Here is a 23,727-nt window from a genome sequence, read left to right as displayed (position 1 = left end):
CGGCCCCGGGCTCAGCGGCGCCGGCGCGCCCTGCGGCCCGTCGCCGGGTCCGGGCGCGCCGCCCGGTCGGTCGCCTTCTCGCGGGCGAGCAGCAGCACCGCCACGTCGTCCGTCAGCTCCCCGCCGTTCAGCCGCCGCACCTCCGCCACCGCGGCCTCCAGCAGCTCCTCACCGCCCAGGCCCTGCGCCAGCTGGCGGTTGATCATCTCGACCATGCCTTCCTGGCCCAGCCGGGGCGTGCCGGGCCCCGCCGAGCGGCCCTCGATCAGACCGTCCGTGTACATCAGCAGGCTCCACGCGCCGCCCAGCTCCACCTGGCGCCGGGGCCAGCGGGCGCGCGGCAGCACCCCCAGCGCGGGCCCGCCGTCCTCGTACGGCAGGAGCCGCGCCGTGCTGCCGTGCCGGGCGATCAGCGGCGAGGGGTGGCCCGCCAGGCACAGCCCCGCGCGGCGCCCGTCGGGCGCGATGTCCACCGTGCAGAGCGTCGCGAAGATCTCCTCGTTGTCCCGCTCGTGCTCCAGCACCTGCTGGAGCGTCGAGAGGAGTTCGTCGCCGCACAGGCCCGCCAGCGTCAGCGCCCGCCACGCGATCCGCAGCTCCACGCCGAGCGCGGCCTCGTCCGGCCCGTGCCCGCACACATCGCCGATCATGGCGTGCACGGTCCCGTCCGGCGTGCGGACGGTGTCGTAGAAGTCGCCCCCCAGCAGCGCGCGCGAGCGCCCCGGCCGGTACCGGGCCGCGAAGCGCAGGTCGGAGCCCTGGAGCAGGGGCGTCGGCAGCAGGCCCCGCTCCAGGCGGGCGTTCTCCTGCGCGCGCAGCCGGGACTCGGCCAGCTTGACCTGGACCGAGTCGGCCCGCTTGCGCTCCACGGCGTACCGGATGGCCCGGCTGAGCAGCGGTCCGTCCAGCTCCTCGCGGCAGAGGTGGTCCTGCGCCCCCGCGCGTACCGCCTCGGCCGCCAGCGCGGCGTCGCCGGACGGGGTCAGCGCCAGGACGGCGTGGCGCGGCGCGAGGCGCAGCACGTGGTGCAGCGGGGCGAGCCGGTCGTCGTCGTCCGTCCGGCAGGAGGCCAGCGCGAGGTCGACGAGTACGCAGTGCACGTCGTCGGTGAGCAGCCGCTCGGCCTCGGTGAGGTTGCGGGCGGTACGGATGCGGACCCGGTTGCCGGACGCGTCGATCAGCTCGGGGACGGTGAACGTGCCCGCGGGGTCGTCCTCGATCACCAGGAGGACGAGGTCGGTGCCACCGGCCGCGGCCGGGGCGGCCGGTGCCTCACCCGGCGCACGTGCGCCGCCGGCGTCCGGTGTGCTCGGACTGCTCGGTGTGCTCACCCTCTGTAGCGGTACGGGTACGGGCATCGGTTCGGTTTCCTTCCCTCCCCCCGAGGGCACGGCGGTGCGCCGGTCGACACACCACCGACCGGGACCATAGCGGTCCGCGGCGGCCGAGCGGAATGGCGATCGGCGAAGAGCCGTTGGCATATGCCGCGCAGCGGGAGGTAGTTGGGCAGCCCGTCATGACGAACGTCACGCGCCGCGTGTCGGCCCGGTCACATCCCGGGAGGTATACGACACGCGTGGCGCACCCTCACCTGTCCGGCCGCACCACTCCGAGGATCGCCATCGAGCCCGCTCCCGCCACCGTCACGTTCCGTCCCGGCCGGGGGGCGTGGATGATCGACCCGTTCCCGATGTAGATGCCGACGTGACTGGCGTCCGCGTGGTAGATGATCAGGTCGCCCGGCCGCATGTCCTTGACGTCGATCCGGGGCAGCAGCCGCCACTGCTCCTGCGACGTGCGGGGGATGCCCGTGCCGGCCGCGGCCCACGCCTGTGACGTCAGCCCCGAGCAGTCGAAGGACCCCGGGCCCTCCGCGCCCCACACGTACGGTTTGCCGAGCTGGGCCGTCGCGTACGCGATCGCCTTCCTGCCCTGCGGGCCGGCGTCGCCGCCGACTCCCCGGAGCACGCCGGAACCGAGCCAGGCGGTCTGCGCCCGCGCCTGCTCCGCCCGCTCCAGCCGCAGGAGCCGCTCCCGCTCCTCGGCCTCCAGCCGGGACTCCAGCCCCTTCGCCGCCGCGATCTTGGTCTCGATCCGCTTCTTCGTCCTGGCCTGCTGGGCCCGGTTGGCCTCCAGCCTGGTCCAGTGGGCGCTGGCGTCCTTGGTGTACGCCTCCAGGTCCGCCTGCCGCTGCTTGAGCTCGGCGAGGAGGTCCTTGGTCGCCTTCTGTCCCTGCTGGAGGCGCCCGACGCCGTTGAGGAAGAGCTGCGGGTCGTCGGTGAGGACGAGCCGAGCCTCGTCGGGCATGCCGCCGTTGCGGTACTGGGCGCGGGCGGCGGCCCCCGCCCGGCTCTTCAAGTCCTCGATCCGCGCCTGGCCGTCCACGATCGCCTGCGCCAGCCGCACGATCTCGGCCGACTGCTCCTTCGCCCGCTCGTCGGCGAGGTTGTACGCGTCGGTGGCGGAGGCGGCCTGGCGGTACAGGGCGTCGATCTCCCTGCGTACCTCTTCGAGGCTCCTGCCCGGCGGCGAGGCGGGAGGCGGGACCACGGGGGAGGCGGGCGGCGGGGTGGGCGCCGCGTACGCCGCCCGGGCAGGCGCCGCCAGCACGGTCAGCGCGCAGACCACGGTGATCGCGGCGGTGGCGCAGCGGCGTCGGTTCACAGAGACCCCCATCTCCCCATCTGATTTACCGTCAGTAACTTAGGGTGCCGACCGAGATGGTGCCACGGCGGTGGCGAAAACGACAGAGTCACACCCACAGGGAGGGGACGAAGGTTCACCGCGAAGCGTTCCGTTCAGTACGCGCCCGGCGCCAGCGCCGGCCAGGCCACCGTCACCTCGCCCTGGCGCCACCGCCGCCGGCCGTCCTCCAGCGGCCAGTCCGCGGCCAGGTCCCGCGCCGTCCTGATCCACCGCTGCCGGGCGCCCAGCGAGGCGTACGGCGCGGCCGCCGCCCACGCCCGGTCGAAGTCCCGCAGGAACGCGTGCACCGGATCACCCGGCACGTTCCGGTGGATCAGCGCCTTCGGCAACCGCTCCGCCAGGTCCGAAGGCCGCTCCAGCGAACCGAGCCGGGTCGCGAACGTCACCGTCCGCGGACCCTCGGGCCCCAGCGCCACCCACACATGACGCCGCCCGATCTCGTCGCACGTCCCCTCCACCAGCAGTCCGCCGGGCGCGAGCCGCGCGCACAGCCGCGCCCACACCGAGGCGACCTCGTCCTCGTCGTACTGGCGCAGCACGTTCGCCGCCCGGATCAGTGCCGGGGAGCCGTCCACCGGCACCTCGAAGCCACCGTGCACGAAGGTCAGCCCGTCGCGCTCGTACGGCCGGGCGGCCTCCACCCGGGCCGGCTCGATCTCGACACCCACGACCCGGGTACGGGGATCGGCGTCGTCGCGGAGCCGGCGCAGCAGCTCCACCGCGGTCCAGGGGGCGGCACCGTACCCCAGGTCCACCGCCGTGGGCGCCCGCTCGCCGCGGCGCAGCTCCGCGCCGTGCACGGCGGCGATCCAGCGGTCCATGCGGCGCAGGCGGTTGGGGTTGGTGGTCCCGCGGGTCGGGGTACCGACGGGGCGGGTCCCGGCGGGGCGGGTGGTGCGCGGGGCCATGGGGACGAGGGTAAGCGGTGCTCGGCCGCCGCCCCTCACGCGCGGTGCGGGCGCCGCCCCACGCGCGCGTGCGGTCCCGTCGCTCTCCACGCGTGCGTGCGGTCGTCGCTTCCCGTTCCGCGCGTGCGCACGGACGCCGCTCCCCGCGCATGCGTGCGTACGGACGCCGCCCCCCGCGGCCGCATCCCGCCCGCGTGAGGAATTGGCTAATGAATTGGCAAAGCGGAAATGTGGCGGGCCGGTCCGCTGTTGTCGCTGACGGGAGGGCCGTACGCGCAGGTGCGGGCGTGTCCTCCGCTTGCCATGCCCGCACAGCGGAAGGACTGCCGACGTGAGCCAGTACGTGTCCCGGTTCGCCGGCACCCTGGCCGGACCGCACCGGCTGCCCGCGTCGCACCGGCTCCGGCTGCCCGGCAGGGCGCGGGTACCGCGCCGGGTCGCCATGCTCAGCGTGCACACCTCCCCGCTGCACCAGCCCGGCACGGGCGACGCCGGCGGCATGAACGTCTACATCGTCGAGCTGGCCAAGCGCCTCGCGGCGATCAACATCGAGGTCGAGATATTCACCCGGGCCACCAGCGGGGGGCTGCCGGCCGCCGTGGAGCTGGCTCCGGGCGTCCTCGTGCGGCACGTGGACGCCGGCCCCTACGAGGGGCTCGCCAAGGAGGAGCTGCCCGCCCAGCTGTGCGCCTTCACGCACGGCGTGATGCGGGCCTGGGCGGGGCACCGGCCCGGTCACTACGACCTGGTCCACTCCCACTACTGGCTCTCCGGCCACGTCGGCTGGCTGGCCGCCGAGCGGTGGGGCGTCCCGCTCGTGCACGCCATGCACACCATGGCCAAGGTCAAGAACGCGGCGCTCGCCGAGGGCGACACCCCCGAGCCCGCGGCCCGGGTCATCGGCGAGACCCAGATCGTGCGGGCCTCCGACCGGCTGATCGCCAACACCGCGGGGGAGGCGGACGAACTGGTCCGCTTCTACGAGGCCGAGCCGTCGAAGGTCGCCGTCGTGCACCCCGGCGTGAACCTCGACCGGTTCCGGCCGGCCGACGGACGGGCCGCCGCCCGCGCCCGGCTCGGGCTGCCCGCCGACGCGTTCATCCCCGTGTTCGCCGGGCGCATCCAGCCCCTGAAGGCCCCCGACATCCTGCTGCGCGCCGCCGCCAGGCTGCTGGACGAGGACCCGTCCCTGCGCTCCCGGATGCTCGTCCCCGTCGTCGGCGGACCCAGCGGCAGCGGCCTCGCCAAGCCCGAGGGCCTGCAGAAGCTCGCCGCGCGCCTGGGCATCGCCGACGTGGTGCGCTTCCACCCGCCCGTCGGCCAGGAGCGGCTCGCCGACTGGTTCCGGGCGGCGTCGGTGCTCGTCATGCCGTCGTACAGCGAGTCCTTCGGGCTCGTCGCCATCGAGGCGCAGGCGGCCGGCACCCCGGTCGTCGCCGCGTCGGTGGGCGGGCTGCCGGTGGCGGTGCGCGACGGCTCGACCGGCTACCTGGTGCGCGGCCACGACCCGGCGGACTACGCGGTCGCGCTGCGCCGCTTCGTCGACGATCCGTCGCTGGCCGACCGCCTGGGCGAGGCGGCGGCACGGCACGCCGGATCGTTCGGCTGGGACACGGCGGCGGCCGGGACGGCGGACGTGTACACCGCCGCCATGCAGGAACACCGCCGTGGCGTACGCTCGCGTCATGGCTGACGCCCGGAAGATCATCGAGTCCGCGCTGACCGACGCCGAGCTGACCTGGGAGTCCCCGGAGCCCGGCTCGTACGTCGTCACCCTTCCCGGTACGCGCAAGCTGTCCACCACGCTGTCGCTGCGCCTGGGCCGGCACTCGCTGTCCCTGAACGCGTTCGTGATCCGGCACCCCGACGAGAACGAGGCCGCCGTCCACCGCTGGCTGCTGGAGCGCAACCTGCGCCTGTACGGGGTGGCGTACGCGGTCGACGGCCTCGGCGACATCTACCTGACCGGCAGGCTGCCGCTCTCCGTGGTCACCCCGGAGGAGCTGGACCGCGTGCTCGGCTCGGTCCTGGAAGCGGCGGACGGGGCGTTCAACACGCTCCTGGAACTGGGCTTCGCGACGGCGATCCGCAAGGAGTACGCCTGGCGGGTCTCGCGCGGCGAGTCCACGCGCAACCTGGACGCGTTCAACCACCTCACCCGCCCGGAGAGGTGACTCCCGGCCGCTGACCCCCGGCCCCGACACCGGACTTCACCGGTACGCACCCCTCACGCGCGACCGGGGCCGTACGGCACCCCCGTGACCGTACGCCCCCGGAACCCTCGCGCCGCGGGGCGCGCCCGCTCAGGTGCCGACGGCCTCCCGGGGCGCGGGCGCCGGTACGGACGCGGTCGCGTCCGCCGGGGCCGCCTCCCGGCCTCTCTTCTCGTCCTCCGCCGGCAGGCCGCGCATCAGCAGCCAGTAGCCGAACCCGGCCACCGTCCCGAGGACCGCGCACGCCCCCCACAGCCACTCCGCGCCGAACCGGTCGATCGTCCACCCGGACATCAGCGGGGCGATCAGCGCCGCGACCGACCACGACATCGTGTACACGCCCTGGTAGCGGCCGCGCCCGTGGACCGGCGAGAGGCGCACCACCAAACCCGTCTGGGTCGGGGCGTTGACGATCTCGGCGAGCGTCCAGACGCAGACGGTCAGCGCGTACCCGGCCACCGATCCGGCGAAGGCGGTGAGCCCGAACCCGTACCCCGCGAGCAGCGACGAGACGATCAGCAGCCCGCGCGGGTCACGGTGCTCGATGTACCGGGTGACGGGGATCTGGAGCGCGACGATGAGGACGCCGTTCACCGCCATGGCCAGCCCGAAGTCCGCCGCGCCGAAGCCGTCCGCGCCCATGGCGACGGGCAGCCCGACGTAACCCTGCTGGAAAATCAGCGAGATGAGGAAGGACAGGCCCACCACGCCCATGAACCGCCCGTCGCGCAGCACCGTCCCCATGCCGGTCTCCGGCTCCAGGGCCTTCCCGCCGGTGGCCGGGGTCCGGGCGGGACGGGACTCCGGGATCCGGACGAAGACCAGCACCGCGCAGGTCAGGGTCAGCACGGCCTCGCCGAGGAAACCGGCGAGGTAGCTGTGCTCCGCGATGAACCCGGCGCCCGCCGCCGATATGGCGAAACCCAGGTTGATCGCCCAGTAGTTGAGCGAGAACGCCCGCACCCGGTCCTCGGGCCGGACGATGTCCGCCATCATCGCCTGCACGGCCGGCCGCGAGGCGTTCGAGGCGGCACCGACGACGAACGCGACCGCGGCGATGGCGACCGGGTGCTGCATGAAGCCGAGCACGGCGACCGAGACGGCCGTCGACACCTGCGCGATCAGCATCGTGGGGCGCCGGCCGAGCCGGTCGGTCATCACCCCCGCCCCGATCGACGACACCACGCCGCCGAGGCCGTGCAGTGAGGCGACGAGACCGGCGTACGAGGCCGAGTAGCCGCGGTCCAGGGTCAGGTACAGCGCCATGAAGGTCGCGACGAAGGCGCCGAGCCGGTTGATCAGGGTGCTCGCCCACAGCCACCAGAACGCCCGCGGCAGGCCCGCGACACTCTCCCTGGCCGCCCGTCTGAGCGCGGTGATGGACATGCGTGACCCCCCGTAAGTGGCTGACTCGGTGATCGAAAATTACGGGCCGCCGCCCTGGGGAGCCACCGGATTGACGGGAGCCGTCAAGTGTCATCGGCGTCCATTAATCTCGTACGCATGGCCGACGCACCGTACAAGTTGATCCTCCTCCGCCACGGCGAGAGCGAATGGAACGCGAAGAACCTGTTCACCGGCTGGGTGGACGTCAACCTCACCGAGAAGGGCGAGAAGGAGGCCGTCCGCGGCGGTGAGCTGCTCAAGGACGCCGGTCTGCTCCCCGACGTGCTGCACACCTCCCTCCAGAAGCGCGCCATCCGCACCGCGCAGCTCGCGCTGGAGGCCGCCGACCGCCACTGGATCCCGGTCCACCGCTCCTGGCGCCTGAACGAGCGGCACTACGGCGCGCTCCAGGGCAAGGACAAGGCGCAGACGCTCGCCGAGTTCGGCGAGGAGCAGTTCATGCTGTGGCGCCGCTCCTACGACACCCCGCCGCCGGTCCTCGCCGACGACAGCGAGTTCTCCCAGGCCGAGGACGCGCGGTACGCCACGATCCCGCCGGAGCTGCGCCCCCGCACCGAGTGCCTCAAGGACGTCGTCGTCCGCATGCTGCCGTACTGGTACGACGGCATCGTCCCGGACCTGCTGGCCGGCCGCACGGTCCTCGTCGCCGCCCACGGCAACAGCCTGCGCGCCCTGGTCAAGCACCTGGACGGGATCTCCGACGAGGACATCGCGGGCCTGAACATCCCGACCGGCATCCCGCTCGCCTACGAGCTGGACGCCGACTTCAAGCCGCTCGTCAAGGGCGGCACCTACCTGGACCCCGATGCGGCCAAGGCGGCCATCGAGGCGGTCAAGAACCAGGGCAAGAAGTAGCCCGTCACGCTCCGGCAGTGCCCCCCACTCGCGGCTCGCGGTGGGGGCATCGCCGTTCCCCGGCCAGGATGGGGTCCCGGCGCGGCTCGGGTGCCGGGCGACAACGACCGGGCCGGCCCGCGGCGGGCACGGTGCCGCGCGGGTCCGGCCGGCGGAACACCGAAGGCCCCGCCCACCGGGGTGGACGGGGCCCTCGTGCGGTACGCCCGGCCGGTCAGCCGCAGCAGCCGCCGCACTGGCACGGTGCGCCCGACTGGCAGCCGCAGCCGCAGCCGGAGCCGCAGCCACAAGCCCCCAGCACGGGCGGTCGGAGCACTTCGACGGGTACTTCCTGCGCGGGGTCGGTCATGGGCGTATCTGCCATGGGTCCCTCCTCGAAGGCGTACGTTCCAAGGCGTACGTCGCCTCTCCCCATTGCATGCCCAGCCACCAGGGCGCATCAACGGCGCACGGAGGTGAGGCCGCCCTTCGGCGCCCCCTCGGCCGGGACCCCGCCGGGCGCCGCCTACGCGCCCTCCACCGGCGCCTCCGACTGCTGGAGCTCGTCGGCGTGCTCGCCCGTGACCAGGTAGACGACCCGCTTGGCCACCGACACCGCGTGGTCGGCGAAGCGCTCGTAGTAGCGGCCCAGCAGGGTGACGTCGACCGCCGTCTCGATGCCGTGCTTCCAGCGGTCGTCCATCAGGTGCTGGAACAGCGTCCGGTGCAGCCGGTCCATCTCGTCGTCGTCGTGCTCCAGCTGGAGCGCCAGGTCGACGTCCTTGGTGATGATGACCTCCGCCGCCTTCGCCATCAGGCGCTGCGCCAGCTGCCCCATCTCCAGGATCGTGGCGTGCAGGTCCCGCGGCACCGCCGCGGCCGGGAACCGCAGCCGGGCCAGCTTGGCGACGTGCTGCGCCAGGTCGCCGGAGCGCTCCAGGTCCGCGCTCATCCGCAGCGAGGTCACCACGATCCGCAGGTCCGTCGCGACGGGCTGCTGGCGCGCCAGCAGGGCTATCGCCCGGGCCTCCAGTTCGTGCTGGAGGTCGTCGACCTTCTGGTCGGCCGCGATCACGGCCTCCGCCAGCTTCAGATCGGCGTCGAGCATCGCCGTGGTGGCGCGCCCGACGGCCGACCCGACCAGCCGGGCCATCTCGACCAGACTCTCGCCGATCGAGTCCAGTTCCTCGTGGTACGCGTCCCGCATGGATGTCCCTCTCTCACTACGGCCAACAGGAGTCCGGGTGGGGCTCGGACCCCCACGCTCCCACGGTCGGAGTCCAAAAAGTCCGGGGCCTCCCTCACAAGTGAACCGTCACTTTCCCCTCGGTGAACTCTGGGCGACGACTGTCCGAGGTGGCCCCCTCACGGCTGGGAGAGTGTCCGAGCGCCCGCATAACCTGGTCACATGGACGTGAACGCGGCGGTCGCCGCATTGGCAGCGATCGCCGGGGTGTGCACCGGCGTGATCGCCATGCTGGCGTTCCGCTGGAGCGAGCGCGACCAGGCGAGACCCACCAGGACCTCCCTCCACACCGACGCGGTGCTGCCGCCCGGCGTGGACACGGTGCTGTCCGTGCTGCGGTCCTCGGCGGTCGTCCTCGACGAGAGCGACTCCGTCGTCAAGGCCAGCTCCGCGGCGTACGCCCTCGGGCTCGTCCGCGGCGGCAAGCTCGCCGTCGAGCCGATGCTCCACATGGCCCGCGACACCCGGCGCGACGGCGAGATACGCCAGGTCGAGCTGGACCTGCCCCGGCGGGGCACCGGGCGGGGCGAGGCCCTCGCCGTCTCCGCGCGGGTCGCCCCCCTCGGTTCCCGCCTCGTCCTGCTCCTGGTCGAGGACCTCACCGAGGCCCGCCGCATAGAAGCCGTACGCCGCGACTTCGTCGCCAACGTCAGCCATGAGCTCAAGACCCCCGTCGGCGCCCTCTCCCTGCTGTCCGAGGCCGTCATGGACGCCTCCGACGACCCCGAGGCGGTCATGCGCTTCGCCGGGCGCATGCAGATCGAGGCGACCCGCCTCACCAACCTCGTCCAGGAACTCATCGACCTCTCCCGGGTGCAGAACGACGACCCGCTGGACGACGCCGAGCCGGTCCGGGTCGACGAGCTGGTCGCCGAGGCCATCGACCGCTCCCGTCAGCCCGCCTCCACCAAGCAGATCACCATGGCCGCGGGCGGCGCCGCCGACCTGCACGTGTGGGGCCACCGCGGCCAGCTCGCCGCCGCCCTCGGCAACCTCGTCGAGAACGCCGTCAACTACTCCCCGGCCCACACCCGCGTCGGCATCGCCGCCCGCCGCGTCACCGCGCCCGGAGGCGACCTGATAGAGATCGCGGTCACCGACCAGGGCATAGGCATCCCCGACAAGGACAAGGAGCGCATCTTCGAGCGCTTCTACCGCGTCGACCCCGCCCGCTCCCGCGCCACCGGCGGCACGGGACTGGGCCTGGCCATCGTCAAGCACGTGGCCGCCTCGCACGGCGGTGAGGTCACCGTATGGAGCACCGAGGGTCAGGGCTCCACGTTCACCCTCCGCCTGCCCGAGGCCGGCACCGGACGGGACCGCTCCACCCGGTCCCACCACGACCACACCACCACCGAACCGCTCACAGCCCCGGAGGTCCTTCCGTGACCCGAGTGCTCGTCGTCGAGGATGAGGAATCCTTCAGCGACGCCCTGTCGTACATGCTCCGCAAGGAAGGCTTCGAAGTCGCCGTGGCGACCACCGGGCCCGAGGGGCTGGACGAGTTCGAGCGCAACGGCGCCGACCTCGTCCTGCTCGACCTCATGCTGCCCGGCCTGCCCGGCACCGAGGTCTGCCGCCAGCTACGCGGCCGGTCGAACGTCCCGGTCATCATGGTGACCGCCAAGGACAGCGAGATCGACAAGGTCGTCGGCCTGGAGATAGGGGCGGACGACTACGTCACGAAGCCCTTCTCCTCCCGCGAGCTGGTCGCCCGCATCCGCGCGGTCCTGCGCCGCCGAGGCGAGCCGGAGGAGGTCGCCCCGGCGGCCCTGGAGGCCGGTCCGGTCCGGATGGACGTCGACCGTCACGTGGTGACGGTCGCGGGCGGCAAGGTCGACCTGCCGCTGAAGGAGTTCGACCTGCTGGAGATGCTGCTGCGCAACGCGGGCCGGGTGCTGACCCGGATGCAGCTGATCGACCGGGTGTGGGGCGCGGACTACGTCGGCGACACCAAGACCCTCGACGTGCACGTCAAGCGCCTGCGCGCCAAGATCGAGCCCGACCCCGGCGCGCCCAGGTACCTGGTCACGGTCCGGGGCCTCGGCTACAAGTTCGAGCCGTAGGCCGACCCGCGCGGCCGCCGGTCCGCCGTCGCCAAGAGGCCGGCCCGCGGCGCGGGAGCGTACGTGAACGGGAGGGGCGCCCCACCGGCCGGTGGGGCGCCCCTCCCGTTCACGCGTACCTCAGTGGTTCTCGCCGTGCGAGGCCGAGGCGGAGTCCGACGGGGCCTCCGGCGCCTCGTCGCCCTCGTTCGGGGCGTCCGGGGCGGCGGGGGAGCCGCTGGGGCTGCCGGTCGGGGCGCCCGACGGCGGTGCCGGCGGGGTGGAGGACGGCCGCTCCGCGGGCTGCTGCGGCACTTCCTCCGGGCCGAAGCCGGCGAAGTAGCTGCTCGCCGGGACGACGAGGACGTTCAGCTTGACGTCGCCGGTCTCGCTGAGCTTGAAGACGACCTCCTGCGCACCGCCGTTCTCGGCCGCCTCGCGGCCCTTCTCGATCACGGCGGACGCGTTGCCCTTGCCGCCGAGGAGGACGGAGCCGCCCGCCGGGACGGTGATCGGGCCGGAGCCGCCGGCGGCGGTGAGCTTGACCGGGGTGTTCGAGCCGGGCAGCTCGACGGCCTCCAGCGTCTCCGCCTTGGCGCCGTTGTTGAAGAGCATCGCCGAGACGACGGCGGGGCCCTCCGCGTCAGGCTTCGGCTGCGTGATCACCACGGCGTTCTGGACCTTGACGGTGCCGACGGAGGTGGCGGCGTTGTCCGGCCTGACGCCGAGGGTCTGGGCGTCGTTGCCCGCACCGCAGGCGGAGAGCGAGGCGATCGAGAACACGATGGCGGTGGCGGCGATGGCGCCGCGTCGAAGGCTGCGGCTCACGGCGGCGGCAACTCCTAGGACGTACGGACGGAGGGACGGGCACGGTCTGGTGGTACTGGCTGTCCGCCCGACCCCGGGCCCGGCCTGAACGCGGCCCGGGGATCAGTCGGCGGGCTCAGGTTACCGACCCCTCCACCCCGCCCCGCACCCGACCCGCCCCAGTCCCGGGTCGGGCTCGGCCGGGGCCCGCGGCCCTCCGCCGCTCGGCGGTTCTTCGCACCGCGTTCACATAACCTCTCTTGATCAATTCCGCGGCGCTCCCGCATTCCCCGGGAAAAGCCCCTCCGGATCAAGCTCCGGGGTTCACCGCGCGGGCCGCGCCCGTCAATTTCGACAGTCGGCCGGACTGCCGTCCGTACGAGTGAGCGGCGGCCGAACGGAGTACGGGAAGTTCACCTCCTGGAACCCGGCAAACCGGGATGATTCACCCATTGGGGCCGCCCGTCGAGCGGTGTGACGTGCTCGTTTCGCGCCGCCCGCACAGCCGCTCCGACCTGCGGATACCCCCTTCCGGAAGCCCTCCGCAGCACGTTCCTGTTGCTGTTGTCAAGCCCCGAGATATGCCCTGACCTGCGAAAACGCCATTCAGAAGAAGCCGTATCCGTGTTACCCTGGATAGCCACGGAAGGGGTACCTGTCACATGACGTTCAAGGTTGGCGACACCGTGGTCTATCCCCATCACGGGGCCGCGCTGATCGAGGCCATCGAAACTCGCCAGATCAAAGGCGTGGACAAGACCTACTTGGTGCTCAAGGTCGCCCAGGGCGACTTGACGGTTCGTGTGCCGGCGGACAACGCGGAGTTCGTCGGTGTTCGCGATGTGGTCGGTCAGGACGGACTGGACCGGGTCTTCGAGGTGCTTCGCGCGCCGTACGCCGAAGAGCCGACGAACTGGTCCCGTCGCTACAAGGCAAATCTCGAGAAGCTCGCCTCCGGCGATGTCATCAAGGTAGCCGAAGTGGTGCGTGACCTGTGGCGCCGTGAGCGTGAGCGCGGTCTCTCGGCCGGAGAGAAGCGCATGCTCGCCAAGGCGCGGCAGATCCTGGTGAGTGAGCTCGCACTCGCCGAGAACACCAACGAAGACAAGGCCGAGGCCCTGCTCGACGAGGTCCTCGCGTCCTGACGCGCCTCACGCGGCCAGTGGCCGACGTGACGCGCGGCTGATGTGGAGCGATGCCGCGGTGCCCGCTGACATGCTGTGATGAGCAGCCATGTCGCCGGGCGCTGCGGCATGTCCAGCTCCATGTCCGGCTGAAGCCCGCACGCGGTCCTGCCCGGGCGGATGGCGCCCGATCGCCCGGGGTCACGGAAGGGTCCCGGCCGGAGGCGTGGCACCGCCCCGCCAGAGGCCATACCCAGATCGGCCGAGTCAACAAACCTGCCGGAGTGCAACCGATGTCAGACGCAGCACCCCCCGCCCGTACCGCCGCGGTGATCCCCGCGGCCGGCCGCGGTGTACGGCTCGGCCCGGGCGCCCCCAAGGCGCTCCGCACCCTGAACGGGACGCCGATGCTCGTCCACGCCGTCCGCGCCATGGCGGCCTCCCGCGCGGTCTCCCTCGTCGTGGTGGTCGCCCCGCCCGACGGGGCGCCCGAGGTCAAGAACCTCCTCGACGCGCACGCGCTGCCCGAGAGGACCGACTACCTGGTCGTCCCCGGCGGCGAGACCCGTCAGCAGTCCGTCCGCCTCGGCCTGGACGCGCTGCCCGACGACATCGCCACCGTCCTCGTCCACGACGCGGCCCGCCCGCTCGTGCCCGTCGACACCGTCGACGCGGTCGTCGAGGCCGTCCGCGACGGGGCCGTCGCCGTCGTCCCCGCCGTACCGCTCGCCGACACCGTCAAGCGCGTGGACCCCCGGGAGAACGGCGAGCCCGAACCGGTCCTCGCCACCCCCGACCGCGCCACCCTCCGCGCCGTGCAGACCCCGCAGGGCTTCGCCCGCGACACCCTCGTACGCGCCCACGCCTCCGTCACCGACGACGTCACCGACGACGCGAGCATGGTCGAGCGGCTCGGCGAGCCGGTCGTCGTCGTGCCCGGCCACGAGGAGGCGTTCAAGGTGACCCGCCCGCTCGACCTCGTGCTCGCCGAGGCGGTACTCGCCCGCAGGAGGGCCAACGATGGCTTCTGAACCGCCGACCATCCCCAGCGTCGGCATCGGCACCGACGTCCACGCCTTCGAACGCGGCCGTGAGCTGTGGTGCGCCGGCCTCCTCTGGGAGGACGAGGAGTACGGCCTCGCCGGCCACTCCGACGGCGACGTCGCCGCCCACGCCGCCTGCGACGCGCTGTTCTCCGCCGCCGGCGTCGGCGACCTCGGCGCCCACTTCGGCACCTCCCGGCCCGAGTGGTCCGGCGCGTCCGGGGTGACGCTGCTCGCCGAGGCCGCCCGGATCGTCCGCGCCGAGGGCTTCGAGATCGGCAACATCGCCGTCCAGGTCATCGGGGTACGCCCGAAGATCGGCAAGCGGCGCGAGGAGGCCCAGAAGGCGCTGGGCGCGGCGGCCGGCGCTCCGGTGTCGGTGTCCGGCACGACGACCGACGGCCTCGGACTGACCGGCCGCGCCGAGGGCCTCGCGGCCGTCGCCACGGCTCTCCTCGTCCGCAGCGTCCCGTAGCACCTGGGGGCACCGGGCACTGGCACCGGCCCACTACTCTGGAGTGGTGACTATTCGTCTGTACGACACCAGCGCCCGGCAGGTCCGCGACTTCACCCCGCTCACGCCGGGCTGCGTCTCGATCTACCTCTGCGGTGCCACCGTGCAGGCGGCCCCGCACATCGGGCACATCCGGTCGGGGCTCAACTTCGACATCATGCGCCGCTGGTTCGCCCACCGCGGCTACGACGTCACGTTCGTGCGCAACGTCACGGACATCGACGACAAGATCATCGCCAAGTCCGCCGACCAGGGCCGCCCCTGGTGGTCGATCGGGTACGAGAACGAGCGCGCGTTCAACGACGGCTACCAGGCCCTCGGGTGCCTGCCGCCCACCTACGAGCCGCGCGCCACGGGCCACGTCCCCGAGATGGTCGAGATGATGCGCGGCCTCATCGAGCGCGGCCACGCGTACGAGGCCGACGGCAGCGTCTACTTCGACGTCCGGTCCTTCCCCCCGTACCTGGCGCTGTCCAACCAGGACATCGACGACCTGCGCCAGCCCACCGAGGAGGGCATCACCGGCAAGCGCGACCCGCGCGACTTCGCCATGTGGAAGGCCACCAAGCCCGGCGAGCCCGACTGGGAGACGCCGTGGGGCCGCGGCCGCCCCGGCTGGCACCTGGAGTGCTCGGCCATGGCGCACAAGTACCTCGGCTCCGCCTTCGACATCCACGGCGGCGGCATCGACCTGATCTTCCCGCACCACGAGAACGAGATCGCCCAGGCCAGGGCCTACGGCGACGAGTTCGCCCGCTACTGGGTGCACAACGCCTGGGTCACCATGAGCGGCGAGAAGATGTCCAAGTCGCTCGGCAACTCGGTGCTGGTCTCCGAGATGGTCAAGCAGTGGCGCCCCATCGTGCTGCGCTACTACCTGGGCACCCCGCACTACCGGTCGATGATCGAGTACAGCCCGGAGGCCCTGCGCGAGGCGGAGTCCGCCTTCGCCCGTATCGAGGGCTTCATCCAGCGGGTCGTCGAGAAGGCCGGGCCCGTCGAGCCGGCCGCCGAGGTCCCGCTCGCCTTCGCCGAGGCGATGGACGACGACATGGGCGTCCCGCAGGCGCTCGCCGTCGTCCACACCACCGTCCGGCAGGGCAACAGCGCGCTGGCCGCCGACGACAAGGAAGCCGCCGTCGCGCGCCTCGCCGAGGTCCGTGCCATGCTCGGCGTCCTCGGCCTGGACCCGCTCGACCCGCACTGGGCGGGCGAGACCGACCGCGGCGAGGACCTGCACGGCGTCGTCGACAGCCTCGTACGCATGGTCCTGGACCAGCGGGAGGCGGCCCGGGCGCGCAAGGACTGGAGCACGGCGGACGCCATCCGCGACCAGCTGGGCCAGTCCGGGCTCGTCATCGAGGACGGCCCCGACGGGCCGCGCTGGACGCTCGGCGCGCGCTGAGCGCCGCGCGCGCTGGCACACTTCATATACACGTACGTACGACACGCATCGACAGAGCAGGTAAGTCATGGCCGGGAACAGCCAGCGCAGGAACCGCCGCACGTCCAACAAGAAGGGCGCGACGGTCGGCAGCGGTGGCCAGCGGCGCCGGGGCCTGGAAGGCAAGGGCCCCACGCCGCCCGCGTCCGCCCGCAAGGGCCATGTGAAGAACCGCGTCGCCAACGCCAAGGCCAAGCAGGCGCACCGCCGCCAGGTCGCCCGCCGGGGCGGCAAGGGCCTGTCCGAGATGGTGGTGGGCCGCAACCCCGTCTTCGAGGCGCTGCGCGACGGCGTACCGGCGTCGACGCTGTACGTCCAGCAGTTCATCGACAACGACGAGCGGGTGCGCGACGCGCTCAAGCTCGCGGCGGACCGCGGCGGCATCAACCTCATGGAGGCCCCGCGGCCCGAGCTGGACCGGATGACCAACGGCCTCAACCACCAGGGCCTCGTCCTCCAGGTCCCGCCGTACGAGTACGCCCACGCCGAGGACCTGGCCGCGGCCGCCTTCGACGACGGCGAGGACCCGCTGATCGTCGCCCTCGACGGCGTCACCGACCCGCGCAACCTCGGCGCAGTCGTCCGCTCCGTCTCCGCCTTCGGCGGTCACGGCGTGGTCGTGCCGGAGCGGCGCGCGGCCGGGATGACCGCCGGTGCCTGGAAGACCGCAGCGGGCACCGCCGCCCGCACCCCGGTCGCCCGCGCCACCAACCTCACCCGCGCCCTGGAGGCGTACCAGAAGGCCGGCATCACCGTCGTCGGCCTCGCCGCCGACGGCGACACCGAGGTCGGCGAGCTCGAGGCCCTGGGCGGCCCGGTCGTCATCGTCATCGGCAGCGAGGGCAAGGGCCTGTCCCGCCTCGTCGGCGAGACGTGCGACTACCTCGTCCGCATCCCGATGCCGGGCGGTGCCGAGTCGCTCAACGCCGGTGTCGCCGCCGGTGTGGTGCTGTACGAGGCGGCCCGCCGCCGCGCCTGACCGAGCCCCGTCCCCGGGACCCGTCATGATCTTGACGGGTCTCGGACATTTCCCGGCCGTCAAGGCAGTGTCCTAAGCCCACGTCACTCGGTTAGATGAGTGTGGACACCAGAACGCCCCGGCCCGGTTTCGACGATCAGCCTGCGCTGAGCATGGTCAAGGTGGATTGCGATCCCGCGCAGGTCATCGTGAACCACGCCAGTTTCCGTGTGCAGCTAGCCCCGGTGAACAAGCCCCGGTCGGCCGGCCCCGCCCGCGTGCCCGCCATGAGCGGCGCCTCCGGCGCGGTGGCCCGGCGGCGCGCGCCCGTCGTCTGGAGCGGGAAGTCCTCGCCCGGCGACCCCGGCGCCACCGGGCTGCTCCAGGCCGTGCGGGAATCCACCGCCGTCGGCACGCTCGACGCCGGGGCCACGCAGGTCATCCCCCGGCTCGACGACACCATGCCGACCCCGGTCGTCGGCGGTGGCGGCAGGCGCGGCCCCGACGCGCCGCCGCTCCTGCCGCCCATGCGCCGCGCGGAGAGCGCGTACGACGAACAGCCCGCCTCGTACGCCGACTCCCACGCCGATCCGTACGAGGGCGACGACCACCCCCACGGCCGCGACGACGCCCGCGACGCACGTGACGGAGGCCGCGCGGCGGACGGGGCCTACACCGGGCCCGCCCACCGGCACGCGTACTACCCCGGCCGCCGGATGAACCTCGGCGTCGTCCTGCTGCCGCTGCGCGTGTTCCTCGGCTTCATCTCCATCTACGCCGGCATGGGCAAGCTGTGCGACCCCGTCTACTTCGACGGCGGCGAACGCGGCTCCATGGTCAAGTGGCTCAACTCCCTCCACCCCTGGGCCCTCGCCGAACCCCTGCGGGACTTCGCCCTCGCCCACCCCGTCGGCGCCGGTCTCACCGTCGCCTTCGCCCAGGTCATCGTGGGCGTCCTCACGGTGCTGGGGCTCTGGCAGCGGGTCGCCGCCGTGTTCGGCGCGATGCTGTCCGCCGCGCTGATCCTCACCGTCAGTTGGAAGACCGTCCCCGTCTACGACGCGCCCGACATCATCTACCTCGCCGCCTGGTCCCCGCTGATCATCGCCGGCGCGCCCGTCTACTCCATCGACGGACGCCTCGCCGGCGAGGCCTGGCGCACCCTCGGTCCGCGCTCGGCGCTGTGGGACCTGCGCCGCCGGGTGCTGCGGCGCGGCGTGGTCGTCGCCACCGTCGTGGTCGGCCTGACCCTGCTGATCGGCTCGGTCCTCGGCGGCGCCGTACGGTCCACCGAGATGGTCACCGTCCCCGGACCGAACGACGACCCGACCAACCACCTGCCCGGCCGGCCGCTCCCCGAGGAGCCCAGCGAGCGCGTCCCGTCGGCCCCGGAGTCCTCCCCGAGCCCCGAGCCCTCCGCGTCGGCGTCCGCCGGCCCGGCCGCCGAGGAGGAGTCGTCCGCCCCGGCCGAGCCGGCCCCCGAGGAGGAGCGCGTCGAGGAGGAGCGGCCGACCGCCTCCCAGGGCACCGGCCAGGAGGCCCCGGAGCAGTCCGAGCCGGTGCCCCCGCCGACCAGCAGCGCCGGCCCGACCTCCACGGGCGGTTCCGGCACCGGTGGCAGCACCGGCGGCGGTGGCGGCGGCGACGACGGCGGTACGAACGGCGGCAGCGGCTCGGGCGGCAACGACGGCGGCTCCACCACCGGCGGCAACCGCAACCCGATCGGCGGCCTGCTCGGCTGACGCACCCCACCAGGAGGGGCGGGCACCAGGACAGGTGCCCGCCCCTCTTCCGGTATCCGCGCGCGAGTACGGCCGCCACGCCGAGGGCGGCGCCGGCACCGTCCGGGACCGCCCCGAGCGCGGTCGCCCCTGCGCGGTGGGCGCCGCCGGGGCCGTGCCGGCCGGCGCGGGGCCTTAACCGGTCCGGGGGCGGTCGCCGCCGCGCTCGGAGGCGTGTCGCCGGTCCGGGGGGTGTCGACGGGTTCGGGGCGGCGTCCCGGCGCCCGGCTCGGAGTGGCCCCGGCCGGGCGGGGCGGCGCCGGGCTCAGTCGGCGGCCAGCTCCTTCGCCGCCTCCCGCAGGTCCTTCGCGGTGTCGATGGCCCTCCAGTACGCCCCCTGCGGCAGCGGAAAGCCCGCCAGGCGGCGCTCACGGGCCAGCCGGGGGAAGGTGGTGCGCTCGTGGTCCCCGCGGTCGGGCAGCGCGTCCGTGAAGGCGGGGGAGAAGACGTACACGCCCGCGTTGATGAGGTAGGGCGAGGGCGGCGACTCGATGAAGTCGGTGATGTGCCCGAAGGTGTCCGTCTCGACGGCCCCCCAGGGGATACGGGGACGGGCCAGGGCCAGGGTCGCGGTGGCGTCGCGCTCGGCGTGGAACGCGGCCATCTCGCGCAGCGAGAAACGGGTCCAGATGTCACCGTTCGTGGCGTACCACGGTTCGTCGGGGTGCGGCAGGCGCGCGGCCGCGTACTTGAGGCCGCCGCCGCGGCCCAGCGGCTCCGGCTCCACGACGGTGGTGACGCGCAGGGGCAGTTCGGCCGTCGCCAGCCACTGCTGGAGCACCTCGGCGAGGTGGCCGCAGGAGACGACGGCGTCGGTCACGCCCTCGGCGGCCAGCCAGGAAAGCTGATGGCCGATGATCGGGGTCCCGGTTCCCGGGATCTCGACCATCGGCTTGGGGCGGTCGTCGGTGTAAGGGCGCAGTCGTGAGCCCTGGCCGCCCGCCAGGACGACGGCCTGCGTCGGAGAGGTGTGCATACCGCGCACGATAGGCGCACCTCGGTGCGGCTGACAGGCCTCAGCTCTCGTGGGCGACGCCGGCGGCGTAGGACGTGTCGCACACGGGCCGGGAGTAGGTCTGCGCCCGGACGGGGCCGTAGTGCTGGACGGCGGCCTTGCCGAGCGCGCGGGCGATCGACATGCAGTGCCTGGCGAGGGACGGGCGCTCCTCCACGGTGCGCTGGAGGTGCGTCAACGCGACACCCGGGTCCTTCTCCTGAAGCTCTGCGAGGAGCTTGTCGCGGAGAATATCCTGCGGGGCACGGGGCTTGGCCCGTACCGAGACGTTCTCCGAGGACGCGGTGAGCATCTGGGTCTGGGAGCTTCCGCCCGCCCACGGGACGCTGGTGACCGCGAGAGTTCCGGAGAGCACCAGGACGACGGGCAGGACGAGGGCGAGGGAGCGGCCGATTCGGCGTGCTGTGTGGGTCACGGACGTGAGCGTAGCGGCCAGTAATGATTTGGAGACATTTAGTCACCCCCACGGGGGATGGTTCGATGCTCCTTTTCGAATCAGGCGTTGACGAACGAGGTCCGAATTGACCCGTGTGCCGGGGTATTTGTCGACATCGCGGAAGGGATGTACGGCGGGAACGCGGACGGCCCCGCACCGAAGTGCGGGGCCGCGCGGGCGTTTTGCCCGGGTCAGCCGGAGAGGCGCTCACCGGTCGAGGTGGAGAACACGTGGATCTCGTCCGGGCGCGGCACGACGTGCAGGACGGAGCCCTTCTCCGGGATGGAGCGGCCGCCGACGCGGACGACCAGATCCTTGTCCTCGCCGCTGACGCGGGCGGATCCGTAGACGTAGCCGTCGGCGCCGAGTTCCTCGACGACGTTGACGGAGACGGCCAGGCCCTGGTCGCTCTCGGCACCCGCGACGTCGAAGTGCTCGGGGCGGACACCGACCGTCACGGTCCGGTCGCCCTTGTCGGCGGCGGCGGACAGCGCCTCGCGGGACACCGGCACGACGCTGTTGCCGAACTTCACGCCGCCGTCGGTGATCGGGACCTCGACCAGGTTCATGGCCGGGGAGCCGATGAAGCCGGCGACGAAGAGGTTGGCCGGGCGGTCGTACATGTTGCGCGGGGTGTCGACCTGCTGGAGCAGACCGTCCTTGAGGACCGCGACCCGGTCGCCCATGGTGAGGGCCTCGACCTGGTCGTGCGTGACGTACACCGTGGTGATGCCGAGCCGCCGCTGGAGGCTGGCGATCTGCGTACGGGTCGAGACGCGGAGCTTGGCGTCGAGGTTCGACAGCGGCTCGTCCATGAGGAACACCTGCGGCTCGCGCACGATCGCGCGGCCCATCGCCACACGCTGGCGCTGACCGCCGGAGAGCGCCTTGGGCTTGCGGTCCAGGTACTCGCTGAGGTCGAGGATCTTCGCGGCCTCCTCGACCTTCTTGCGGATCTCCGCCTTGTTCACGCCGGCGATCTTGAGCGCGAAGCCCATGTTGTCGGCGACGGTCATGTGCGGGTACAGCGCGTAGTTCTGGAACACCATGGCGATGTCCCGGTCCTTCGGCGGCAGGTGGGTGACGTCGCGGTCACCGATGCGGATGGCGCCGCCGTTGACGTCCTCCAGGCCGGCGAGCATGCGCAGCGAGGTCGACTTGCCGCAGCCGGAGGGGCCGACGAGGACGAGGAACTCGCCGTCGGCGATCTCGATCTCGAGCTGGTCGACGGCGGGCTTGGTGCCACCCGGGTAGATCCGGGTCGCCTTGTCGAACGTGACAGAAGCCATGGTGATGCAGTCCCTTCACCGGCAGGAACGTGCCGGACGATCCGAGTAGAGGGAGAGAAGTGGTCTGGTCCACGCCAGTGAACCCGCTGTGACGCTACCCGGCCGGGCGGCATCTGTCAGCAGTCGGAGGGCGCCGAGATTTTCGACCGGAGGCGCACGGTGTCCGGTTACACTCGTGCGACGTGCCTCCTTAGCTCAGCTGGCCAGAGCAACGCACTTGTAATGCGTAGGTCGTCGGTTCGAATCCGACAGGGGGCTCCACGAGCAAGGCCCCGGACGGTGGGTGTCCGGGGCCTTTGTCGTGGGTGGGTGGGGGTGGGGTCAGTGGCGGCCGGAGATGCGGTCGGCGAGGGTGGCGATGCGGTCGGTGGTGGGGGTGCGGGCGGTGGCTTCGCGGCGGTCGGCGGCGCGGTAGGCGGCGTAGAGGGTGTGGACGCCGAGCCAGCGGAGGGGTTCGGGTTCCCAGGAGCGGACCTTGTGGTTCACCCAGGGCAGGGTGGTGAGGTCGGTGGGGCCGGACTGGCCGGAGTCCTGCTGGATGAGGTCGCGCAGGGTGCGGGCGGCGAGGTTGGCGGTGGCGACGCCGGAGCCGACGTAGCCGCCGGCCCAGCCGAGGCCGGTGGAGCGGTCGAGGGTGACGGTGGCGCACCAGTCGCGGGGGACGCCGAGGACGCCGGACCAGGCGTGGGCGATGCCGGTGCCGGCGAGCCGGGGGAAGAGGCGGACGAGGACGTCGCGCAGGGCGTCGACGGTCGCGGGCCGGGTCCGGCCGTCGTTGTCGGTCGCGGAGCCGTAGCGGTAGGGGATGCCCCGGCCGCCGAGTGCGATGCGGTCGTCGGCGGTGCGCTGGGCGTACATGTAGGCGTGGGCCATGTCGCCGAGGGTTTCGCGGCCGGTCCAGCCGATGTCGTCCCAGAGGGTGGCGGGGAGCGGGTCCGTGACGATCATGGAGGAGTTCATGGGGAGCCAGGTGCGCTTGTGGCCCTTGATGCCGGCGGTGAACCCTTCGGTGCAGCGCAGTACGTAGGGGGCGCGGACCGTGCCGTACGGGGTGATGGCGTGCTTGGGCCTGATCTCGGTGACCGGGGTGGACTCGTGGATCGTGACGCCCAGCGCCTCGGCGGTGGCGGCGAGTCCCCTGACCAGTTTGACGGGGTGGACGCGGGCGCCGTGCGGGGTCCAGGTGGAGCCGACGGCGCCGGTGACGCGGACGCGGTCGGCGGTCTCGCGGGCGCCGAGCAGCCGGCGGTCGGTCTCGCCGAAGGCGACGTCGACGGCGTGGTACGCCTTCAGGCGGTCGAGCTGGGCGGGGGTGTAGGCGACTTCGAGGACGCCGCCCCGGTGGATGTCGGCGTCGATCTTCTCGGCGGCGGCCGTCTCGATCACTTCGGTGACGGTGTCGTTCATCGCCCGCTGGAGGCGTACGGCGGCTTCGTGCCCGTGGGCCTTGGCGTAGCGGTCGCGGCCGGCGATGCCGTTGTAGAGCCAGCCGCCGTTACGGCCGGAAGCGCCGTAGCCGCAGAACTTGCCTTCCAGGACGATGATGTTGAGGAAGGGCACGGTGAGGTCAATGGGTGGGTGCAACATCCCAGGTAGAACGGTGCTGGAGGTGTTGCTGGGTGGCGAGGATCGGGCGTCCGGGGTTGTCGGACGAGCAGAAGCGTGAGTTGTGGCGGCGGTGGCGGGACGGGCAGTCGCTGAGTGAGATAGGCAGGGCGCTGGGCAAGGTGCCCGGGTCGGTCCATGGGGTGATCGCAGCGAATGGCGGGTATGTTCCTGCTGCCCGAAGCAGGTCTGTCGGCGTACTGTCCCTGGCTGAGCGGGAGGAGATCTCGCGCGGGCTGGCCGCTGATGAATCATTGCGCACGATCGCGGCCAGGATCGGCCGGGCTCCGTCCACCGTCAGCCGTGAGGTGGGGCGGCACGGCGGGCGTAAGAAGTATCGTGCGGCACGCGC

Annotated in this window: 22 protein-coding genes and 1 tRNA gene; 13 read left to right on the top strand and 10 right to left on the bottom strand. The window is 72.7% G+C overall.

What is annotated here, in order from left to right; all coding sequences use genetic code 11:
- Positions 1-11: 11 nt before the first annotated feature.
- From AC07DW_RS24715 to AC07DW_RS24705, 3 genes are all read right to left on the bottom strand, one after another.
- Entirely contained in the window at positions 12-1,358 is a 1,347-nt protein-coding gene (locus AC07DW_RS24715) for a PP2C family protein-serine/threonine phosphatase (protein ID WP_478859863.1), read from the bottom strand.
- 229 nt (positions 1,359-1,587) lie between these two features.
- On the bottom strand, positions 1,588-2,664 hold the full coding sequence (locus tag AC07DW_RS24710) for a C40 family peptidase (protein WP_478859862.1): 1,077 nt from the start codon (positions 2,662-2,664) through the stop codon (positions 1,588-1,590).
- 134 nt (positions 2,665-2,798) lie between these two features.
- Positions 2,799-3,614 (bottom strand): class I SAM-dependent methyltransferase, encoded by an 816-nt coding sequence (locus AC07DW_RS24705; protein WP_478859861.1) that lies wholly within the window; start codon positions 3,612-3,614, stop codon positions 2,799-2,801.
- Between the two features lie 331 nt (positions 3,615-3,945).
- Here AC07DW_RS24705 and mshA point away from each other — a divergent pair, with 331 nt between their 5' ends.
- Both mshA and AC07DW_RS24695 read left to right on the top strand, forming a co-directional pair.
- Positions 3,946-5,307, top strand: coding sequence for a D-inositol-3-phosphate glycosyltransferase (gene mshA / locus AC07DW_RS24700; RefSeq protein WP_478859860.1), 1,362 nt, complete (start codon positions 3,946-3,948; stop codon positions 5,305-5,307).
- A complete protein-coding gene (locus AC07DW_RS24695; RefSeq protein ID WP_478859859.1) occupies positions 5,300-5,788 on the top strand; it encodes a type III secretion system chaperone family protein in 489 nt (162 codons plus the stop codon). The genes mshA and AC07DW_RS24695 overlap by 8 nt, the downstream gene beginning before the upstream one ends.
- A 129-nt stretch (positions 5,789-5,917) precedes the next feature.
- Here the strand turns inward: AC07DW_RS24695 and AC07DW_RS24690 are convergent, their stop codons facing one another.
- Positions 5,918-7,213 carry an MDR family MFS transporter gene (locus AC07DW_RS24690; protein WP_478859858.1) on the bottom strand — a complete coding sequence of 432 codons (1,296 nt, stop codon included), beginning with the start codon at positions 7,211-7,213 and terminating at the stop codon, positions 5,918-5,920.
- 117 nt (positions 7,214-7,330) lie between these two features.
- On the opposite strand from AC07DW_RS24690, the gene AC07DW_RS24685 reads away from it, so the two are divergent.
- Entirely contained in the window at positions 7,331-8,089 is a 759-nt protein-coding gene (locus tag AC07DW_RS24685; protein WP_478859857.1) for a phosphoglyceromutase, read from the top strand.
- Between the two features lie 505 nt (positions 8,090-8,594).
- Here the strand turns inward: AC07DW_RS24685 and phoU are convergent.
- Entirely contained in the window at positions 8,595-9,275 is a 681-nt protein-coding gene (gene phoU, locus AC07DW_RS24680) for a phosphate signaling complex protein PhoU (protein ID WP_478859856.1), read from the bottom strand.
- A 201-nt stretch (positions 9,276-9,476) separates the two neighbouring features.
- On the opposite strand from phoU, the gene phoR reads away from it, so the two are divergent.
- The gene (gene phoR, locus AC07DW_RS24675; protein ID WP_478859855.1) at positions 9,477-10,703 is read left to right on the top strand and encodes a two-component system sensor histidine kinase PhoR; all 1,227 of its coding nucleotides are present in this window, start codon (positions 9,477-9,479) and stop codon (positions 10,701-10,703) included.
- A complete protein-coding gene (gene phoP / locus AC07DW_RS24670) occupies positions 10,700-11,380 on the top strand; it encodes a two-component system response regulator PhoP (protein ID WP_064067557.1) in 681 nt (226 codons plus the stop codon). Before phoR ends, phoP begins: the two co-directional genes overlap by 4 nt.
- 120 nt (positions 11,381-11,500) lie before the next feature.
- Here phoP and AC07DW_RS24665 read toward each other — a convergent pair whose 3' ends face one another.
- Positions 11,501-12,187 (bottom strand): DUF461 domain-containing protein, encoded by a 687-nt coding sequence (locus AC07DW_RS24665; RefSeq protein WP_478859854.1) that lies wholly within the window; start codon positions 12,185-12,187, stop codon positions 11,501-11,503.
- 641 nt (positions 12,188-12,828) lie between these two features.
- On the opposite strand from AC07DW_RS24665, the gene AC07DW_RS24660 reads away from it, so the two are divergent.
- From AC07DW_RS24660 to AC07DW_RS24635, 6 genes are all read left to right on the top strand, one after another.
- Complete coding sequence (locus AC07DW_RS24660; RefSeq protein ID WP_003953493.1) at positions 12,829-13,311, top strand: CarD family transcriptional regulator; 483 nt, start codon at positions 12,829-12,831, stop codon at positions 13,309-13,311.
- A gap of 272 nt (positions 13,312-13,583) precedes the next feature.
- Complete coding sequence (ispD, locus tag AC07DW_RS24655) at positions 13,584-14,321, top strand: 2-C-methyl-D-erythritol 4-phosphate cytidylyltransferase (RefSeq protein ID WP_478859853.1); 738 nt, start codon at positions 13,584-13,586, stop codon at positions 14,319-14,321.
- Positions 14,311-14,808, top strand: coding sequence for a 2-C-methyl-D-erythritol 2,4-cyclodiphosphate synthase (ispF, locus tag AC07DW_RS24650; protein ID WP_478859852.1), 498 nt, complete (start codon positions 14,311-14,313; stop codon positions 14,806-14,808). The genes ispD and ispF overlap by 11 nt, the downstream gene beginning before the upstream one ends.
- Positions 14,809-14,854: 46 nt before the next feature.
- Complete coding sequence (cysS, locus tag AC07DW_RS24645) at positions 14,855-16,252, top strand: cysteine--tRNA ligase (RefSeq protein ID WP_478859851.1); 1,398 nt, start codon at positions 14,855-14,857, stop codon at positions 16,250-16,252.
- 67 nt (positions 16,253-16,319) lie between these two features.
- Positions 16,320-17,270 (top strand): 23S rRNA (guanosine(2251)-2'-O)-methyltransferase RlmB, encoded by a 951-nt coding sequence (gene rlmB / locus AC07DW_RS24640; RefSeq protein WP_478859850.1) that lies wholly within the window; start codon positions 16,320-16,322, stop codon positions 17,268-17,270.
- A gap of 95 nt (positions 17,271-17,365) precedes the next feature.
- Entirely contained in the window at positions 17,366-18,991 is a 1,626-nt protein-coding gene (locus AC07DW_RS24635) for a DoxX family protein (RefSeq protein ID WP_478859849.1), read from the top strand.
- Positions 18,992-19,295: 304 nt separating this feature from the next.
- On the opposite strand, the gene AC07DW_RS24630 is transcribed toward AC07DW_RS24635, so the two are convergent.
- The 3 genes from AC07DW_RS24630 to AC07DW_RS24620 all read right to left on the bottom strand — a co-directional run bounded on the left by AC07DW_RS24630 (position 19,296) and on the right by AC07DW_RS24620 (position 21,770).
- On the bottom strand, positions 19,296-20,006 hold the full coding sequence (locus AC07DW_RS24630; RefSeq protein WP_478859848.1) for a nucleotidyltransferase family protein: 711 nt from the start codon (positions 20,004-20,006) through the stop codon (positions 19,296-19,298).
- A gap of 40 nt (positions 20,007-20,046) precedes the next feature.
- Positions 20,047-20,460 (bottom strand): hypothetical protein, encoded by a 414-nt coding sequence (locus AC07DW_RS24625; RefSeq protein WP_189550217.1) that lies wholly within the window; start codon positions 20,458-20,460, stop codon positions 20,047-20,049.
- 212 nt (positions 20,461-20,672) lie between these two features.
- On the bottom strand, positions 20,673-21,770 hold the full coding sequence (locus tag AC07DW_RS24620; RefSeq protein ID WP_478859847.1) for an ABC transporter ATP-binding protein: 1,098 nt from the start codon (positions 21,768-21,770) through the stop codon (positions 20,673-20,675).
- A 184-nt stretch (positions 21,771-21,954) separates the two neighbouring features.
- Between AC07DW_RS24620 and AC07DW_RS24615 the strand changes: the two genes are divergently transcribed.
- Positions 21,955-22,031: transfer RNA gene (locus tag AC07DW_RS24615), tRNA-Thr, on the top strand.
- Positions 22,032-22,091: 60 nt separating this feature from the next.
- Here the strand turns inward: AC07DW_RS24615 and AC07DW_RS24610 are convergent.
- Positions 22,092-23,528 (bottom strand): NAD(P)/FAD-dependent oxidoreductase, encoded by a 1,437-nt coding sequence (locus tag AC07DW_RS24610; RefSeq protein WP_478859919.1) that lies wholly within the window; start codon positions 23,526-23,528, stop codon positions 22,092-22,094.
- On the opposite strand from AC07DW_RS24610, the gene AC07DW_RS24605 reads away from it, so the two are divergent.
- On the top strand, positions 23,414-23,727 hold a 314-nt coding region (locus AC07DW_RS24605), incomplete at its 3' end, for a helix-turn-helix domain-containing protein (RefSeq protein WP_478859918.1). The two genes, AC07DW_RS24610 and AC07DW_RS24605, sit on opposite strands and share 115 nt — an antisense overlap.

The organism is Streptomyces sp. NPDC045701 (assembly GCF_056432045.1).
Note: the sequence above shows the minus strand (reverse complement) of the source record. Positions and strands in the feature narration are given on the sequence as shown.